Annotated in this window: 15 protein-coding genes and 3 tRNA genes; 7 read left to right on the forward strand and 11 right to left on the reverse strand. The window is 36.0% G+C overall.

What is annotated here, in order from left to right; all coding sequences use genetic code 11:
- Positions 1-92: 92 nt before the first annotated feature.
- The 3 genes from WOCAOBSORBRA_RS00560 to mnmE form a co-directional block, all read right to left on the reverse strand.
- A complete protein-coding gene (locus WOCAOBSORBRA_RS00560; protein WP_174515676.1) occupies positions 93-1109 on the reverse strand; it encodes an NAD(P)/FAD-dependent oxidoreductase in 1017 nt (338 codons plus the stop codon).
- Positions 1110-1277: 168 nt separating this feature from the next.
- Positions 1278-1365, reverse strand: a tRNA-Ser gene (locus tag WOCAOBSORBRA_RS00565).
- A 47-nt stretch (positions 1366-1412) separates the two neighbouring features.
- Positions 1413-2741: a tRNA uridine-5-carboxymethylaminomethyl(34) synthesis GTPase MnmE gene (gene mnmE, locus WOCAOBSORBRA_RS00570; protein WP_174515677.1), complete on the reverse strand. Its 1329-nt coding sequence runs from the start codon at positions 2739-2741 to the stop codon at positions 1413-1415.
- Between the two features lie 131 nt (positions 2742-2872).
- Between mnmE and nuoI the strand changes: the two genes are divergently transcribed.
- The 4 genes from nuoI (at position 2873) to infC (ending at position 6115) form a co-directional block, all read left to right on the forward strand.
- Positions 2873-3355: an NADH-quinone oxidoreductase subunit NuoI gene (gene nuoI, locus WOCAOBSORBRA_RS00575; protein ID WP_174515692.1), complete on the forward strand. Its 483-nt coding sequence runs from the start codon at positions 2873-2875 to the stop codon at positions 3353-3355.
- 115 nt (positions 3356-3470) lie between these two features.
- A complete protein-coding gene (locus WOCAOBSORBRA_RS00580) occupies positions 3471-3686 on the forward strand; it encodes a hypothetical protein (protein ID WP_155969049.1) in 216 nt (71 codons plus the stop codon).
- Complete coding sequence (gene thrS, locus WOCAOBSORBRA_RS00585; RefSeq protein ID WP_174515678.1) at positions 3683-5584, forward strand: threonine--tRNA ligase; 1902 nt, start codon at positions 3683-3685, stop codon at positions 5582-5584. The genes WOCAOBSORBRA_RS00580 and thrS overlap by 4 nt, the downstream gene beginning before the upstream one ends.
- Positions 5585-5596: 12 nt before the next feature.
- Positions 5597-6115 carry a translation initiation factor IF-3 gene (infC, locus tag WOCAOBSORBRA_RS00590; RefSeq protein ID WP_065094376.1) on the forward strand — a complete coding sequence of 173 codons (519 nt, stop codon included), beginning with the start codon at positions 5597-5599 and terminating at the stop codon, positions 6113-6115.
- A gap of 28 nt (positions 6116-6143) precedes the next feature.
- On the opposite strand, the gene nuoF is transcribed toward infC, so the two are convergent.
- Both nuoF and WOCAOBSORBRA_RS00600 read right to left on the reverse strand, forming a co-directional pair.
- A complete protein-coding gene (nuoF, locus tag WOCAOBSORBRA_RS00595) occupies positions 6144-7397 on the reverse strand; it encodes an NADH-quinone oxidoreductase subunit NuoF (protein ID WP_155969053.1) in 1254 nt (417 codons plus the stop codon).
- Positions 7398-7416: 19 nt separating this feature from the next.
- A tRNA-Lys gene (locus WOCAOBSORBRA_RS00600) sits at positions 7417-7489 on the reverse strand.
- Positions 7490-7809: 320 nt separating this feature from the next.
- Between WOCAOBSORBRA_RS00600 and WOCAOBSORBRA_RS00605 the strand changes: the two genes are divergently transcribed.
- The 3 genes from WOCAOBSORBRA_RS00605 to WOCAOBSORBRA_RS00615 all read left to right on the forward strand — a co-directional run bounded on the left by WOCAOBSORBRA_RS00605 (position 7810) and on the right by WOCAOBSORBRA_RS00615 (position 10104).
- A tRNA-Ala gene (locus WOCAOBSORBRA_RS00605) sits at positions 7810-7885 on the forward strand.
- 212 nt (positions 7886-8097) lie between these two features.
- Positions 8098-9612: a magnesium transporter MgtE N-terminal domain-containing protein gene (locus WOCAOBSORBRA_RS00610; protein WP_174515679.1), complete on the forward strand. Its 1515-nt coding sequence runs from the start codon at positions 8098-8100 to the stop codon at positions 9610-9612.
- A 69-nt stretch (positions 9613-9681) separates the two neighbouring features.
- The gene (locus tag WOCAOBSORBRA_RS00615; protein WP_174515680.1) at positions 9682-10104 is read left to right on the forward strand and encodes a hypothetical protein; all 423 of its coding nucleotides are present in this window, start codon (positions 9682-9684) and stop codon (positions 10102-10104) included.
- A 74-nt stretch (positions 10105-10178) separates the two neighbouring features.
- Here WOCAOBSORBRA_RS00615 and ccmE read toward each other — a convergent pair whose 3' ends face one another.
- From ccmE to nuoL, 6 genes are read right to left on the reverse strand one after another with little or no spacing between them, the layout of a single operon-like run.
- On the reverse strand, positions 10179-10571 hold the full coding sequence (ccmE, locus tag WOCAOBSORBRA_RS00620; protein WP_174515681.1) for a cytochrome c maturation protein CcmE: 393 nt from the start codon (positions 10569-10571) through the stop codon (positions 10179-10181).
- The gene (locus tag WOCAOBSORBRA_RS06610) at positions 10555-10692 is read right to left on the reverse strand and encodes a CcmD-like small membrane protein (RefSeq protein ID WP_179943858.1); all 138 of its coding nucleotides are present in this window, start codon (positions 10690-10692) and stop codon (positions 10555-10557) included. The genes ccmE and WOCAOBSORBRA_RS06610 overlap by 17 nt, the downstream gene beginning before the upstream one ends.
- Positions 10689-11561 (reverse strand): biotin--[acetyl-CoA-carboxylase] ligase, encoded by an 873-nt coding sequence (locus WOCAOBSORBRA_RS00625; protein ID WP_174515682.1) that lies wholly within the window; start codon positions 11559-11561, stop codon positions 10689-10691. Before WOCAOBSORBRA_RS00625 ends, WOCAOBSORBRA_RS06610 begins: the two co-directional genes overlap by 4 nt.
- 17 nt (positions 11562-11578) lie before the next feature.
- Positions 11579-12943: an NADH-quinone oxidoreductase subunit N gene (locus WOCAOBSORBRA_RS00630; RefSeq protein WP_174515683.1), complete on the reverse strand. Its 1365-nt coding sequence runs from the start codon at positions 12941-12943 to the stop codon at positions 11579-11581.
- The gene (locus tag WOCAOBSORBRA_RS00635; RefSeq protein WP_174515684.1) at positions 12940-14382 is read right to left on the reverse strand and encodes a complex I subunit 4 family protein; all 1443 of its coding nucleotides are present in this window, start codon (positions 14380-14382) and stop codon (positions 12940-12942) included. The genes WOCAOBSORBRA_RS00630 and WOCAOBSORBRA_RS00635 overlap by 4 nt, the downstream gene beginning before the upstream one ends.
- A gap of 3 nt (positions 14383-14385) precedes the next feature.
- Entirely contained in the window at positions 14386-16233 is a 1848-nt protein-coding gene (gene nuoL, locus WOCAOBSORBRA_RS00640) for an NADH-quinone oxidoreductase subunit L (RefSeq protein WP_155969443.1), read from the reverse strand.
- Position 16234 lies beyond the last annotated feature (1 nt).

Genomic DNA, 16234 nt, shown 5'->3' on the forward strand with positions numbered 1-16234 from the left:
ATACATTAAGTAATCCTTACCTTTTAATCTGCAGATTGGCGAAAGCAAATACAATAGCTTCAGTTTCATGATAAGGGAGCTGGCGAGGTTTGTCAAGGAAGTTTTTCTTTCCCGTGAATTCCCTTTGAAGTTGAATATTGAAAATTGACTGGAGAGTTGTGGATTACTTTGTATATGTCATAACAAGCCATGGCGCTCTCGGCAAAACCACTTAATATTAACTTTAGTTTGCCTGAATAAGTAGCTATATCTCCGATTGCATATATTCTATCCCTACTGGTTTTTAAGGTAGTCGGATCAACAACTATGCGGCTATGTTCTAACTGTATACCCCAATTGTTTATTGGACCAAGATTCATTGACAATCCAAAAAATGGCAGCAAAAAATCAGCGGATATTTCTTTTTCTTCCTTAGAGGCAATGTTTTTTACTATCACTGCGCTCAACTGCCCATTACCTCCTGCTAGTTCGTGTAATTGATATGGCACTACCAGTTCTATTTTTCCATCAATTTCAAGTGATTCTAATTTATTTCTAGTTTCAGGAGTGCAGCGAAATTCCTTTCTCCTATGTATCACATAAATTTTCTTCGCAACTTTAGAAAGTTCTACAGTCCAATCAGCGGCAGAATCACCCCCCCCTGCAATGACTATAGTTTTATCCTGAAAATCAGAAATTTTATTTACACTGTAAAATACAGATTGATTTTCATATTCTAATATAGCACTTAAGGGTGGACGGTTAGGTTCAAACATTCCGTTACCTGCAGCAATGATAACGGCTTTGCATTTTACCTCTGTACCTATGTTCGTTATGATAGTAAAGTTTTCACCTTCGTTATTTGAAATCTTTTCTACTTTTTGACTTAAATGGTAAATAGGCTTAAATGGCGAAGCTTGCTCCATTAGCTGCTCAATTAATTTTTGGGCAGTAATTACAGGATAACCAGGTATATCATATATTGGCTTTTCTGGGTAAAGAGCTGTGCATTGTCCTCCTGCTTGATCCAAAACATCTATTATATGACATCTCATATCAAGCATTCCCGCTTGAAAAGCAGTGAATATTCCAACAGGTCCTGCACCTATTATTACTATATCGGTTTTCATATTCAGATGGTGATCTATTTATAGATATTAGCTTTCTTTGCTAACAAGGTCAATTTACAAAGGGATGTATTTTTAAAAGATGTGGCTAGATTAGACAAGATTTCCAGCGTTATGAACCACATAGTCCAAATAAGCTCTAAAAATCAGCTAGCATAGCGAGATGCTGTGCGGACGGAATGGGATTCGAACCCATGGTACGCTCATCACGTACGTCAGTTTTCAAGACTGGTGCCTTAAACCGCTCGGCCATCCGTCCATTTCTTTTCTATCACAACATTTGATTTTAAGCAATCTATAAAAGCTTTACTTGCCCACGCAAAAGTTGCTAAACACACTACTCAATATTTCCTCAACATCAATAATTCCAATCACCGCACCAAGTTCAAATGCAGCAAGCCTCAAATCTTCAGATATCAACTCAATTGGATTATCGATATTAAAACGTTGTAAATGTTCCAGTGCTTTCTTCATGTGATTCCTATGTCTTTGCCGAGTGATTACAGGAGTGTCTCTATCATGCCCAAATTTTTCCTCTGCCTTCTCTTTTATGAGAGAGATCAATTTGTTTGTACCTATTCCCTTTAAAATAGAAATAGGTAGAAAATCTATGCCATTAATTTTTATATTGTGATTATTGATAACATCGTCAGCTTTGCTCAATACATAAATAGTATCGCTATTTACAACGTTGCAATTGATATTATGACGCTGTTCAAAAGGAAATAGTTCTATTCTTAAATCAGCTTCAAAAGACCTCTTTTTCGCTCGACTTATACCTTCTGATTCTATTGGATCTGAACTCTCACGAATTCCAGCAGTATCAGAGAGAATGATTGGGTATCCGCCAATGTCAATATGAGCTTCAAGTATATCTCTTGTTGTGCCTGCATATTCAGAAACAATAGCAATATCACGCTTGGCTAAGAAATTAAACAGAGTTGATTTACCGACATTTGGTTTACCAGTTATTACAACATGTAAACCCTCACGCAACCTTTCACCCCGTCTATTATCATTTAAATGCTCTTGTATCAATCGCACGAGAGATTGCACTTCATTATTAATTTTTTCCAACTCACTTTTTTCTGCCCAAATGTCCTCTGGAAAGTCTATATATGCTTCGATTTTGGATTGTATCGTTATCAATCTTTGCCTCCAATTGCTGTATAGTCTCTCCAATTCTCCTGATATCTGCTTAATCGCTTGTTTAGCTTGCATTTTCGTCTCAGCGTCAATTAAGTCTGCAATTCCTTCTATTTGAGTTAAGTCAAATTTACCATTTAGAAAAGCCCTAAGTGAGAATTCTCCAGGCCTGGCCATAACGAAAATTTTTGATAATTCCTCCAAGATGATTTTTATGACTGCCTTACTTCCATGCACTTGTAACTCTATAACATTCTCGCCAGTGAAACTGTTTGGAGCAGGGAAATAGATGATTATTCCATTATCTATCAATTGATTGAAATCATCATATAGATCAACTAAAGTAGCAAATCTTGGTTTAATTTCTTTCTTAATATGAAAATGATTTAAAGCTTTAAGCGCATAGTTGCCTGAAATTCTAATTACTGCAACTCCTGACTTACCAAATACGGTCGATAAAGCGAAAATAGTTTCATTTGTGTTTGTCATTATTTATATAAACTACTTAGCAATATTACACTTAAGAAACCAAAATACCTAAAAAGTCACCCAGGTGAAAATATTTATTTTGAAAACTGATAATATGATTTATAATGACTGACACAAGTTTTAAATATTTTATGCTCAAGAAATTAGCTTGGTACTGGTCTTTTGTAGAGTTAATTAAAGGGTTTGTTATTACATTAAAATATATGTTTAAGCCAAAGGTTACTTTGAGGTATCCTATGGAGAAGGGCCCTTTAAGTCCAAGGTTTCGTGGTGAGCATGCGTTGCGTAGGTATCCAAACGGTGAAGAACGATGCATAGCTTGTAAATTATGCGAAGTTATCTGCCCTGCTCAAGCAATAGTTATTGAAGCAGAGGAAAGAGAAGACGGTAGTCGCCGCACTACGCGCTATGATATTGATATGACAAAATGCATATACTGCGGACTTTGCCAAGAGGCATGTCCAGTTGATGCAATTGTGGAGGGTCCTAACTTTGAATTTGCTACTGAAACGAGAGAGGAGCTAATGTACAATAAAGAAAAGTTATTGCGTAATGGTGAAATTTGGGAAGACGCAATTGCACTCAGGTTAAAAAAGAATAGACCTTATTATTAATGTTCAGAGCTTATAACCCTGTTATCCATTATGATTTAAGGGCAGTGCCCACTAGGGGTGGTGTCATCCAAGTAGCTGATACACAACTGTACGAACATTTGTTTGCGAGGGCAGTATGTTAAATGTTATAGCCTGTTTTGCCTCAAACACAAAGGTGTCATCCCAGTGCTTGACACTGGGGTCCAGGTATAAAAATATTTGCAAATTGTGCAATGGACAACAGATTTTAGGAGCATACGTTAAACTAATTTCCATTATAAAAATAAGATGGATCCCAGTGTCACGCACTGGGATGACAAAGAGAGGGTTAGACAAAAGGGTCGATAAATGATTAGGATTACTTTTTCAGCCGAACAAAAAGTAAAAGAATACAGTGGTAAAGTTACTGGCTTTGATATATTACAACCGGATGTTTTGAAAGAAGCAATTGCCTTTAAGGTAAATGGTGAGTTGCATGATCTCTCACGTGAAATTGAAGCTGATGCAGAGATAGAGGTGATACAACTGAGTGACGAAGTGGGTTTAGATATAATAAGGCATGATGCTGCTCATATAATGGCGCAGGCAGTGAAAGAGCTATTTCCTAATACTCAGATTACTATCGGCCCAACAATTCAGGACGGTTTTTACTATGATTTTGCTACAGATCGTACCTTCACTACGGACGATCTTACCGCAATAGAAAAGAAAATGAAAGAGATTGTAAAAAGTAACCACAGATTTGTTCGAGAAGTTTGGACTCGCAAGCAGTCAGTTGATTTCTTTAGTGGTATAGGCGAAAAATATAAGGTTGATATTATCTCATCCATACCAGAGGGTGAAAACCTAACTGTTTATAGGCAAGGTGATTTTGTTGACCTATGCCGTGGTCCGCACTCACCATCAACCGGTAGAGTTAAAGCGTTTAAACTTATGAAAGTAGCGGGTGCATACTGGCGAGGTGATGCAAAGGGCCCAATGTTGCAGCGAATATATGGCACAGCATGGAGAAATAAGGATGAATTAAACGCTTATCTTGAGTGCCTCAAAGAAGCAGAAAAACGTGATCACCGCAAAATTGCTAAGGATATGGATTTATTTCACATTCAAGAGGAAGCTGTTGGGCAGGTTTTTTGGCATGAACAAGGATATATTCTATATAATGTTCTTGAGTCTTACATCAGAAAGAAGCTAATAAATAATGGCTATTTTGAGGTAAAAACTCCTATTTTAGTAAGTAAAGAGCTGTGGGAAAGATCTGGACATTGGGATAAGTTTCGTGAAAATATGTTTATTGTTGATGAATCTGAAAGCAAAAAGCTAGCAATAAAACCCATGAATTGCCCCTGTCATGTGCAGATTTTTAATTCTCACACCAGAAGCTATCGTGGTTTACCGATACGTATGGCAGAATTTGGTACGTGTCATAGGAATGAAAGCTCAGGCTCATTGCACGGACTGATGCGAGTGCGTGGTTTTACGCAAGACGATGCACACATTTTTTGTATGGAAGAACAAGTGAATTCTGAGACTATAAAGTTTTGTGACCTTTTAAAAGAAGTATATTCAGAGCTTGGGTTCAATGAAATTTCTGTGAAATTTTCAGACCGTCCAGATGTTAGGGCAGGAGATGATGAAGTGTGGGATAGAGCTGAAAAAGCGCTGCTTGAAGCCGTTAAAGAAGCGGGCTTGAGTTATGAACTGAGCCCTGGTGAAGGTGCATTTTATGGTCCAAAGCTAGAGTTTGTTTTGAAAGATGCAATAGGCAGAAGCTGGCAATGTGGAACATTGCAAGTTGATTTCATTTTACCAGAACGTCTGGGAGCTTTTTATATAGGGGCAGATGGGCACAAGCATCACCCTGTCATGTTACATAGGGCAATTCTTGGGACTTTTGAGCGTTTTATCGGAATTTTGATAGAAAATTATGCAGGAAAATTTCCAGTTTGGCTTGCTCCAACGCAACTTGCTATTCTGACCATTACAAATGAAGCTGACGGTTACGCCACAGAAATTAGCAATATTTTAAAAGAACAAGGTGTGAGAGTCAAGACTGATTTGACCAATGAAAAAATTAGTTATAAGATACGTTTGCATAGTTCAAACAAGGTTCCTATATTGTGGATTGTAGGCAAAAATGAAGTTACAAGTAAAACTGTGTCAGTGAGAAATTTAGGATCGGAAAGACAGGAGTCTTTTTCTTTGGAGAAGGCTATTGAATTGTTGTTAAAAAGTATTAATTTGAATTAAGGGAGTTAAAGTTTGCAAGTTAAAAAGAACAATAAAAACAGAATTAATGGATTCATCACAGCTAAGGAGGTACGCTTAGTTGATCATAGTGGTGAAATGGTCGGAATCGTGCTAATAGAACGAGCTTTGGAGCTTGCACAGGGTGTTGGTTTAGACTTGGTAGAAATTGCACCTGATTCAACCCCTCCAGTATGTAAAATTCTGGATTATAGCAAACAAAAGTATGATATAAAAAAGAAAGCAAGTGAAGCAAAAAAGAAACAAAAAACATTAACTATAAAAGAAATTAAACTGGGTCCCAATATTGGTGATCACGATTACGGAACAAAATTGCGTCAAGCAAGAGACTTACTTGCCCACGGACATAAAATTAAAGTCACAATGAGATTTAGAGGGAGAGAGCTTATAAACACTGAAGTTGGACTGGAAAAATTAGAACGGCTAATTCGAGACACTGAAGATATCGCAAAGGTAGAATTAGCACCTAAAAGGGAAGGGAATCAATATTTTTTAGCTCTGGTTGCTAAGTAGCAAGACGGCTTAAGAAGTATAAGTAAAGTTAAATTATCGCTCTCTCTTTGATAACATGGCGAAAATGTCTTATTAATCCTTGAATCGGCCAAGCTGCAGCATCGCCAAGTGCGCAAATTGTATGTCCTTCTATTTGAGTTGTAAGGTCAAGCAGCTTATCTATTTCATCAGGCTTAATATCTCCTGCCACCATCCTCTTCATAATCCTCCACATCCATCCAGTACCTTCACGGCATGGTGTGCATTGTCCACAGGACTCATGCATATAAAAGTGTGATAACCTCTCTATTGCAGCTATTATATCAGTTGATTTATTCATCACTATTACAGCAGCAGTACCAAGCCCTGATTGTGCAGTTCTTAATGAATCAAAATCCATTTCAATAGTATCACATATAGATTTTGGAATTAATGGCACTGAAGACCCACCAGGTATTACAGCAAGTAAATTATCCCAACCTCCTCGCACTCCACCTGCGTATTTTTCAATTAATTCACGTAATGGAATTCCGAGCTCTTCTTCAACATTACACGGGTTGTTTACGTGCCCTGAAATACAAAAGACCTTGGTACCAGTATTATTTGGTTTACCAAGAGATGCAAACCATTCTCCTCCGCGGTTCAGAATATCTGGAACCATGGCTATAGTTTCAACGTTGTTTATTGTAGTCGGGCAGCCAAAAAGTCCAACACCTGCGGGAAATGGAGGTTTCATGCGAGGAAAGCCCTTTTTTCCTTCAATTGATTCGAGTTGAGCTGTTTCTTCCCCACATATGTAAGCTCCTGCGCCCCTATGGATAAACACATCAAGATCATAACCTGATTTGCAGGCATTTTTTCCAATTAAGTTTTCTTTATAGGCTTCCTCAAGTGCCTTTTTTAGAACTAAATATTCATTATAAAATTCACCCCTGATATAAATATATGCAACTGATGCGCTGATCGCTCTGCTGGCCAGGAGAATTCCCTCAAGTAACTTATGTGGCTCATATCGCAATATATCTCTATCTTTACATGTACCAGGTTCTGACTCATCTGCATTGACTACTAAATATGCTTTTGGGAGATTTTTGGGCATAAAGCTCCACTTAAGGCCGGTGGAAAATCCTGCACCCCCTCGACCTCTCAAACCAGATTTCTTTACTTCATCAATGATTTTTTCTGATCCTAAATCCAGTAATTCCTTTGTTTTTTGCCAGCTACCACGTTTTTTTGCACCCTCAAGTAGTGGAGTTTCTTTACCATTTAGGTTGGTGAATATTTTGTCTTGTTCTTTTAGCATGTTTTTCAAAATTTGTGAGTGATCCCGACGCGATTCGAACGCGTGACCCACTGATTAAAAGTCAGTTGCTCTACCGGCTGAGCTACGGGATCATTTCATTTTTCAGCTATACTCAATAGTAATATAGTTTTTATCCGTTTTAATCAAACTAAAATTTTCATGTGTGGTTAAATAAATTATATAATATACTGTGTTAGTGATAATTTAGTTAAAAAATTTTTAAAGGAAAACTTCTTGTTAATTTTCAGTTCACAGATTTATTTGGATGGTGTGACGTATAACGCTAAGGAGACAAAAAAATAGAGAAGTGTGTACACCCTGCAGAATTTGTACACTATTTAGCAATAGCCTAATAGATAAATATTTCTTGCATTTCAGCCTGAGTGATTTATGCTTTAAGCAAGAATTACCTGGGGGTATAGCTCAGCTGGTAGAGCATCTGTTTTGCACGCAGAAGGTCAGCGGTTCGATCCCGCTTGCCTCCACCAGTCTATACAGCTCTAGCCGCCACAAAACCTGTCAAAGCAGCTTATTTTAATCTATGAGGGTTTTATACTATTTCCCTGAAAATCTCTATTTCTTTTCGTAACTTTTCTCTACACAAGTAATGTTGGTTATTACAATTGTAATATATACTAACTTAACAATAAATTAATCAATAAATGTTAGAATACTAACAATTAATTTATTGGTAACGCCTATGAGTGGAAAAAAGCATGTTTTTAAGATGATACCTGGAAAAGAGGTGTTTAGAAAAACCCCGACTACAAGGATAAAGTGGCCTGAAGGTAATGATCCTACAATGCCTATTAAAAAAGTTGAGCTTGTATCGCTGGATGATAAAAACGATGTAGTACTAGGCTTATTGCCTATAAAACTTTGCAGCAGTTCTTGCCTAGACAGTTACATATGTCTGGAGGAAGAAAATGAAGGAAATCTGGTAGCCAAAGATTATAAAAGTGATTCTAACTTAGATTATGTAAAAAGTAACCATACATTTGTATATTACGGTAATGAGTTGGCTAAGTTATCATATACAAGAGAGCTTGTGCAGCCTTTCAAAACTATGTGTAGCAGTTCTATTAAATCAAAAAAATTGGAATACAAATATGTAACATGGGAAGATTCAGATACTGGCAACAATAAATATTATTTTTCAGACGAGGCAGGAAATATAATCGATTCACCTGACAATGAGGTATTACAAGACATTATGTTATACTACGGTGAGAGACATATAAGAGATGTGCTACTGTTGCTATCAAGCACGTTTACCAAAGTTTTTATTCAGGGCCTAACAGACGACCAACTAAAAACTCTTACCAATACTCTTAGTAACGAGCAACTGCAAAAAATAATTCCTGAACTGAGCTCAAGCCAACTACAGACCTTAGCAAAGAACTTAACAGATAACCAACTCCAAGCTTTAGTAGATCATCTAACCAACCACCAATTACAAACTCTTGCTCAGGAACTAAATCCAGAAAAATTACAAATAATTGTTCCTATTTTAAATGATGCTCAGCTTGAAGCTCTAGTTAGAGACTTAAATCCAGAGCAAGTAAAAGAAATTTTACCTCACTTAAAAGTGGATCAGTTCAAAGCACTTATTAAAACTTTAAATGACGAGCAATTTACAGTGCTTGCAAAAGACTTGGCTAAGCACCACTTGACAATACTTTCTAAAGAATTAGAAGGTGAACAGTTGAAAGCTTTAGTAAATAGTCTGCAAGAAGAACAACTGAAAGACTTAGTTAATAAGCTTGATCCTGAGAAACTCGAAGCAATTGCTCAGGATTTAACTGATTCTAATAAGATTCAGATTATCATTAAGTCTTTAGTTGACAACCCAGACAAACTTCAAGCTTTTGCTCGCAATATGTCTAATGAGCAGTTTAAAGAACTTTTGGATAACGTAGGTGCAGAAGAGCTTAAAGACATCATTCACAAACTGCCTTATGAGAAAGTGACAGCTGTGATTGGTGATCTCGGCAGTAAGGATCAGTCTAAAGCTATTATTGATGCATTAAAAGGGGAACTTGAAAAGCAGAGTAAACAGAACGAGAAAATGATTGAGATACTCGACAAGCTTAAAGGAACAGGTGATGAGGACATAAATATAGATGAAGAGGGATGGCAAGCCCCATATTTTCAAGGTATTGATACTGAATTGACGATGATGGGAGAGTATATTCAGAGTGAGTATGGAATTTAGGAAATTTTGGAAGATTACCTATATGTAGTTTAGCTAACTTTGAAATTTTAATTTTTTATAGGAGTTAATATGAGTGATTACAGTGAACAGAAGAATGTAAGCAATTTCAAAATAATGGACAAAATAGAAGTTAAACATAGACCTTCATCTTTTGAGAAACAGAAAGAAAATAATGCACAAGTTAGTTATGTTCACAAGATTTTCGATAAATTAGTCAAAGACCTAAATGATGGGTTTGTTCCTAATTTGGACGATGTGCTGCACTCTAATAAAGAGTCTCTTGGCGCATTAAACGTTAATCTAGAAACAGAGAAAGGTAAACTTGGCAACCTAATTGAAGAGGTTGGTAACAATAATAAAGATTTAATAAAAAAGCTTAATGATTTGCAAGAAGAGATAAAACAACTAAAATCAGAAAAATCTGGTGGTGAGGACATAGACATAGATCAAGATGAATGGACAGCACCAACCCATCCTGATATATTGTGGTAGTTAAGAAAGTAACAGCTTGCTAGCAGGCTGTTACTCTCTCTACATACTATTTCAATATAGCCAGATTAAGGAATCTATTTTAAAACTTTCGGCATATAGTTCTCATCATGTTTTGCAAACACCGTATCTGCAAGAAAGGTATTATTATCAGACATTTTACCTTGCACAACAACACCACTTTTTTCTGAAAACATCGGTGGAAGTATTCCCTGGTATTTTACCACAACGCTTTTGTTAAAATCTGTCATTTGAAAAACTACTTCACTTTCGCTCCGTATCACACTATCTTCAACAACCATTCCACCAACACGGATTGGCTTTTGACTATTTGGTAAAACTATTGCCTCACTTACTGTATAGAAAAATGAGATATTTTCTTTGAGCGTTGTTAAAATAAAAAAGACTATGCAGCTTAAAAAGCAGAAAATTCCTGAAGTTATAAGTAATCGCTTATGTTTCTTCTTCATTATTATCTTTCAGGCTTTCTAGAATTTTTTTACTTTTAGTATAGCAAGAAATGGTAAAAATTAGCTCTCCAGCAATCAGCGTGAAACTAATAAGGTAAGCAAAAATTACATACGTATTCATAATGCACTGCCAATAAATAACTCACCTGCATCAAAATAAATTAAGCTTCCATCCTTTTGCTGCAACACCAATTTACCACTTTTATCTATATCAGCAAAAATTCCTTCATACAATTTGTCAGCTAACTTTACACTGATTTGCTCATTCATTTTGAATGCTTTTTTTAACCACATTTCTCTTATAGCATAAAACCCATCAAATAGCCATTGCTTTCTTAGCTTATTAAAATTTATTATTAATTCCTTTAACAGATCTATGTTAGACACAGACTCACCGTAATTGCTAATGCACGTTGTTCCTGGAAGTGGTGCATGACTGACATTAATTCCAATTCCTATAATGAGCCAATTCGAATTGGATCTTTTTTCAAGCAATATTCCACTTATTTTCTTGCCATCAATAAGGGCATCATTTGGCCACTTATACTGGAGATTTAGACCATTTATAAATGACAGTATAGTATTTCCAACAGCAAGAGCAGTAACAAAAGTCAATTCTGTTAATTTGCTAACATCCGCAATTTTATTCACCAAACCCTTCTCTGTCATCCCAATGCCCTCTGATGTCATCCCAGTGCTTGACACTGGGATCCATTCTTCTTTTTTTCTAGATTCCAGCGTCACGCGCTGGAATGACACCGAAAGCTGGCTTTCATTCAGATAATCGTTAAAGAGGTTTATCACCAAACTCGCATAAAAATTACCCTCTGGAGAAACCCAACTTTTTCCGGTGCGCCCCCTGCCTTCTGTTTGTTTATCGGCAATAATAACGGTTTCATTTGATATTCCTTTATCAATTAAATCCAACGCTTCTTTATTAGTGCTTGAAACTTTTTTGTAATGATGAATATGAAAACCCTCAGGGGTCACCTTGTCAGCCCTTTAGTTCAATGAGTGAGTAAAACGTACAAGAAAAGAACGAGGTTGATCAGCGAAGCCACCGAAGTGATAATGAATAGGCCCTTAGAATAAGCAACCTTATTACCACTAGCTTTATCGAAATACATAGCTTTTATAATATTTAGATAATAGTAACACGATACAACACTCGCCACCACAAGGGTCAAAGACAGGCTGATAAAGCCAGAATTTATTAAACTTTTGAATATAAAAAATTTAGCGATAAAACCTGCAAGTGGAGGTATTCCCGACATCGAGAGTAACAGTACAGAAAGATGAAATGCTACAATTGGGTGTTTCTTCCCTATACCAGACAAGTTTGCGATATTGCAATCATCATCGTTCATTTGTATGAAATATGAGAATAGTCCTATGCTTGTGATGATATATATCACCAAATACATTAAGGCACTATCTGTTCCTGCTTGTGTAAAAATAGAAAGTGAAGCAAATATAAAACCAATGTGACCAATTGAACTGTAAGCAAGCAGCCTTTTTAAGTTTTGCTGACGCAAGGCCCCAAAAGCTGAGATAAGCACAGACAATGCTGAAACGTATAAGAAAATAGGCTGAACATAACTTTTTACATTTACTAACTCTTCATTCATCAATCGAATTAAAAATGTTACAAGTGCAGCTTTTGGGGCCGTAGAAAAAAACGCAGTTACTATGGTAGGTGCACCTTGATAGACATCTGGAGCCCACATATGAAAAGGAGCAATAGCAAGCTTGAAACACAAACCAATTAGGATAAAGACTAATCCAAAAACTATTCCATAAGTTATCTGATGGCTTTGCAAGAATGAACCGAGCTCAGAGAAATTGACTTGTCCTGTATATCCATAAAGCAGCGACATTCCATATAGCATAATGCAGGAAGATAGTGCACTAAGTGTAAAATATTTCACTCCTGCTTCACATGAATAAGCTGAATCTTTATTAAAGCTCGCAAGAACATACAAAGATATACTCATCAACTCAAAAGCTAAATAAAAAGAAATCAGACTATTTGCTGAAACCAAAGTTATCATGCCAAATAGCGCAAAAAGAATCAGTATTGAAAATTCATATTTATAGTCATATTTTGATAAATTCAGCATCAAAAGTATTAAAATTCCTGTGCTGAGAATTAACCCTTGGGCTGATCTGATGTATAAATTGAGTTTTAACAACGAATTAAAGAGAAAAATTTCATTGTTTTCTGCCGAAATAATTAAAATAATCAAAGTTACCACTGTGCAGCCAAGTGCTAATAAGTTGATAGTTCGGCGGTTAAATATAATTCCAAGCAGTAGCAACACTAACGAGGAGATAATAGAGAACGTTTCCGGCAATATCTGTATATAATTCATAGCGCATCATATTTGACTAACAAAATTGCCATACATGGCTTCAAATAATTCAGTGTAAGGGTTGGGTAGAATCCAAGCAAAATAACAAACACTGCAAGCAGAATTAAGACAGAAAATTCTATGCTATCCAAGCGGTTATTTAATAATTTAGAATAGCTAACCCCCCATATTATTTGCTTACATAAATTCAGCATATAAACTGCGCTTAAAATAGTGCCAAGTGCGATAAATCCTGTAAAAAACCCTATGCTCTTAAACATCCCAACCATAGCCAAAAACTCACCTATGAACCCAGATGTTCCAGGTAGCCCTATTGAAGCCATTGAAAATAAAATGAACATAAAACCAAATTTTGGCATTGTGTTTACTATGCCAAAATATTTTGCAATCTCCAAAGTTCCAGTTCGAGTATATAGCATTCCAACACATAAAAATAAAGCAGCAGAAATAAGGCCATGACTAATCATTTGAAATATGCTACCCAGTACTCCTTCCTCACAAAATGAAAAGAGGCCAGCAGTAACGATCCCCATATGTGCTATTGAAGAATAAGCTATTAACTTCTTTATATCATCTTGAGCAAACGCAACTAGAGAAGCATATATCACCGCAATAATGCTCAGCACAACAACGAAATTTGAAAAATACAAACTTGCCTGAGGAAGCATTGGAATAGAAAACCTTAAAAATCCATATCCCCCCATTTTAATAAGCAAGCCAGCTAAAATCACAGATCCAGAAGTTGGTGATTGCACATGCGCATCAGGAAGCCAAGTGTGAAATGGAAACATCGGTACTTTTATTGCAAAAGAAATAAAAAATGCAATCCACAGCAATGACTGCACTTCAAGATCAAGGCTTGGCACTAATGTAGCTAATTCTTGTATATTAAACGTCCCAAAAATGCTATAGATGTAAACCAGTCCAAGTAGAAATAATAATGAGCCAGTTAATGTATAAAGAAACAACTTAAACGTTGCATATACCCTGTGTTTTCCTCCCCAGATGCCAATAATAAAGAACATTGGTATTAAAACAGCTTCAAAAAACACATAAAAGCTTATAGCATTCAGTGAAACGAAAAAACCGACTACAAAACTCTCAAGCAGTAGAAATGATGCCATATATGGCCTAAGGGTTGTATAACTCATTTTGCAGTTGTAGAGTATACAAATTACAAACAAGAAAGTTGTAAGCAGAAGGAAAAGCAACGATATACCATCTATCCCTATTCCAACATTTCTAATTGGGTAGCTGACAAACTGAAAGTCCGCATCGTTATAATCAAATTCTATACAAGCTACAATGCTAAGCAAAAATGGAAGTACAGCAAAAAATAGAGCAAGGAATCTTAAGTGTATAGATTGATGATTAATCCTGATTAAGGATAAAATCAACGCTCCTATCAGTGGAAGCAAAAATATACTAAGTAACAACACCTTCTATTTAATTCCAATAATATATAAAGCACCGATTATTAAAGTAACAAACATAATAAATGCATAATCAAATATATAACCAGTTTGTAACTTTATAGAACTTTTTGAACATTCATTAACCAACCTTACAACACCATTTGGTCCAAATGAATCAATAGCCTTAACATCAAACTTCCATAGAAGCCTAGATATAAACCTTATCGGTGCAATTATAACAAACTCATACACCTCATCAAAGTACCATTTATTCTGCAAAAACTTAAGTAAAAATTTACTCTTAATTTGCCTAATTACTTGATATTGGTAAATTAGGTACGCAAGTGCTATTCCACTTAGGCTTGTTAAGGTTGGCAGTAGTTTTATAAAGAAATTATGAACTCCATGCTCATCAATCATCACTAAACTTGATTTCCAAAACGCATTACTAGTTATGTTCAAAATATTTGCTCCCCATATTCCAGAAAATACTGATCCAAAAGCGAGTATCAGTAATGGTATAAGCATAATCTTTGGTGCCTCATATATATTAATTTTACTTTGTTTTTGGCTGTGGAACACAAGAAGCAATAACCTCCAAGAGTAAAACGCTGTGAAGAATGCAACAACTAAGCTTATTACAAAAGCAAAGCTATCCGTGCTATAAGCATGTTCAATTATCAAATCCTTTGAATAAAAACCTGCAAATGGGAATATCCCAGAAAGCGCAAGAGATCCAATCCACATGAGAGCGTAAGTGCAAGGGATTTTCTTCCAGCAATTTCCCATTTTCTGAATGTTTTGCTCATGATGCATTGCATGAATCACATTGCCAGCACCAAGAAATAGTAGAGCTTTAAAAAAAGCGTGTGTCATTAAATGAAAAATAGCAACATTGTAAGCAGAAAGCCCACATGCCATGAACATATAACCAAGTTGACTGCAGGTTGAATAAGCAATTATTTTCTTTATATCGTTCTGAGTAATTGCAACGGTGGCTGCAAAAAAAGCAGTGAGTGCTCCAACGATAACTATTAATTCTCGTGCCACATTTGATAACTCAAACAATGGAGAACACTTTGCTACTAAAAATATACCTGCTGTTACCATCGTTGCTGCGTGAATAAGTGCAGAAACAGGAGTTGGCCCTTCCATTGCATCTGGCAACCAAACATGTAAACCAAGCTGTGCAGATTTACCCATACAGCCAATAAAAAGTAATATGCATATTATATGAGTTACTTTGAATTCACAGCAGAATGCCCTAATGTTCTGCGTGCCAAGAAGATCAGTTGTGTCAAAAACTTCAGTAAAATTCAAAGAGTGAAATGTATAATAAATAAGAAAGATTCCAATCAATAGTGCAAAGTCTCCTACCCTATTCACAACAAATGCTTTAATTGCTGCATTATTTGCAGAATATTTTTGGAACCAAAATCCTATGAGTAAATAAGAACATAGGCCAACCCCTTCCCAGCCAAAAAAAAGCTGCACGAAATTATCGCTTACAACCAGCACAATCATGCAAAACGTAAATAGCGATAGGTAAGAAAAAAACCTCGACTTCCCCTTATCATGCTCCATATAACCGATAGAGTAGAGATGTACTACCAGTGAAACGGTGGTAATAACAATAAGCATTAAGGATGAGAGAGCATCCACACTAATTGCCCAATTTACTTTTAAGATGCTCAATGAAAACAAAGGAAATAAACTCAAGTGATAATTTTCAGAGAAGGTGAGAAAAACATACCAAGATAAAACTGCAGATATTCCAATCCCTGCCGTTGTAACTAACTGACTTTTTCTAAAAAGTGCTGCAAATAGCGAACCAAAAAGTGGCAAAAATACTATTAATTTCAGTATATCCATCATA

Source organism: Wolbachia endosymbiont of Cardiocondyla obscurior, from assembly GCF_902713635.1.
Taxonomy (GTDB): Bacteria; Pseudomonadota; Alphaproteobacteria; order Rickettsiales; family Anaplasmataceae; genus Wolbachia; species Wolbachia pipientis.

Excerpts from the sequence above, each read along its gene's own strand:
- WOCAOBSORBRA_RS00560 (WP_174515676.1), bottom strand. The coding sequence starts at position 1,109 with ATGAAAACCGATATAGTAATAATAGGTGCAGGACCTGTTGGAATATTC.
- mnmE (WP_174515677.1), bottom strand. The coding sequence starts at position 2,741 with ATGACAAACACAAATGAAACTATTTTCGCTTTATCGACCGTATTTGGT.
- nuoI (WP_174515692.1), top strand. The coding sequence starts at position 2,873 with ATGCTCAAGAAATTAGCTTGGTACTGGTCTTTTGTAGAGTTAATTAAA.
- WOCAOBSORBRA_RS00580 (WP_155969049.1), top strand. The coding sequence starts at position 3,471 with ATGTTAAATGTTATAGCCTGTTTTGCCTCAAACACAAAGGTGTCATCC.
- thrS (WP_174515678.1), top strand. The coding sequence starts at position 3,683 with ATGATTAGGATTACTTTTTCAGCCGAACAAAAAGTAAAAGAATACAGT.
- nuoF (WP_155969053.1), bottom strand. The coding sequence starts at position 7,397 with ATGCTAAAAGAACAAGACAAAATATTCACCAACCTAAATGGTAAAGAA.
- WOCAOBSORBRA_RS00610 (WP_174515679.1), top strand. The coding sequence starts at position 8,098 with ATGAGTGGAAAAAAGCATGTTTTTAAGATGATACCTGGAAAAGAGGTG.
- WOCAOBSORBRA_RS00615 (WP_174515680.1), top strand. The coding sequence starts at position 9,682 with ATGAGTGATTACAGTGAACAGAAGAATGTAAGCAATTTCAAAATAATG.
- ccmE (WP_174515681.1), bottom strand. The coding sequence starts at position 10,571 with ATGAAGAAGAAACATAAGCGATTACTTATAACTTCAGGAATTTTCTGC.
- WOCAOBSORBRA_RS06610 (WP_179943858.1), bottom strand. The coding sequence starts at position 10,692 with ATGAATACGTATGTAATTTTTGCTTACCTTATTAGTTTCACGCTGATT.
- WOCAOBSORBRA_RS00630 (WP_174515683.1), bottom strand. The coding sequence starts at position 12,943 with ATGAATTATATACAGATATTGCCGGAAACGTTCTCTATTATCTCCTCG.
- nuoL (WP_155969443.1), bottom strand. The coding sequence starts at position 16,233 with ATGATGGATATACTGAAATTAATAGTATTTTTGCCACTTTTTGGTTCG.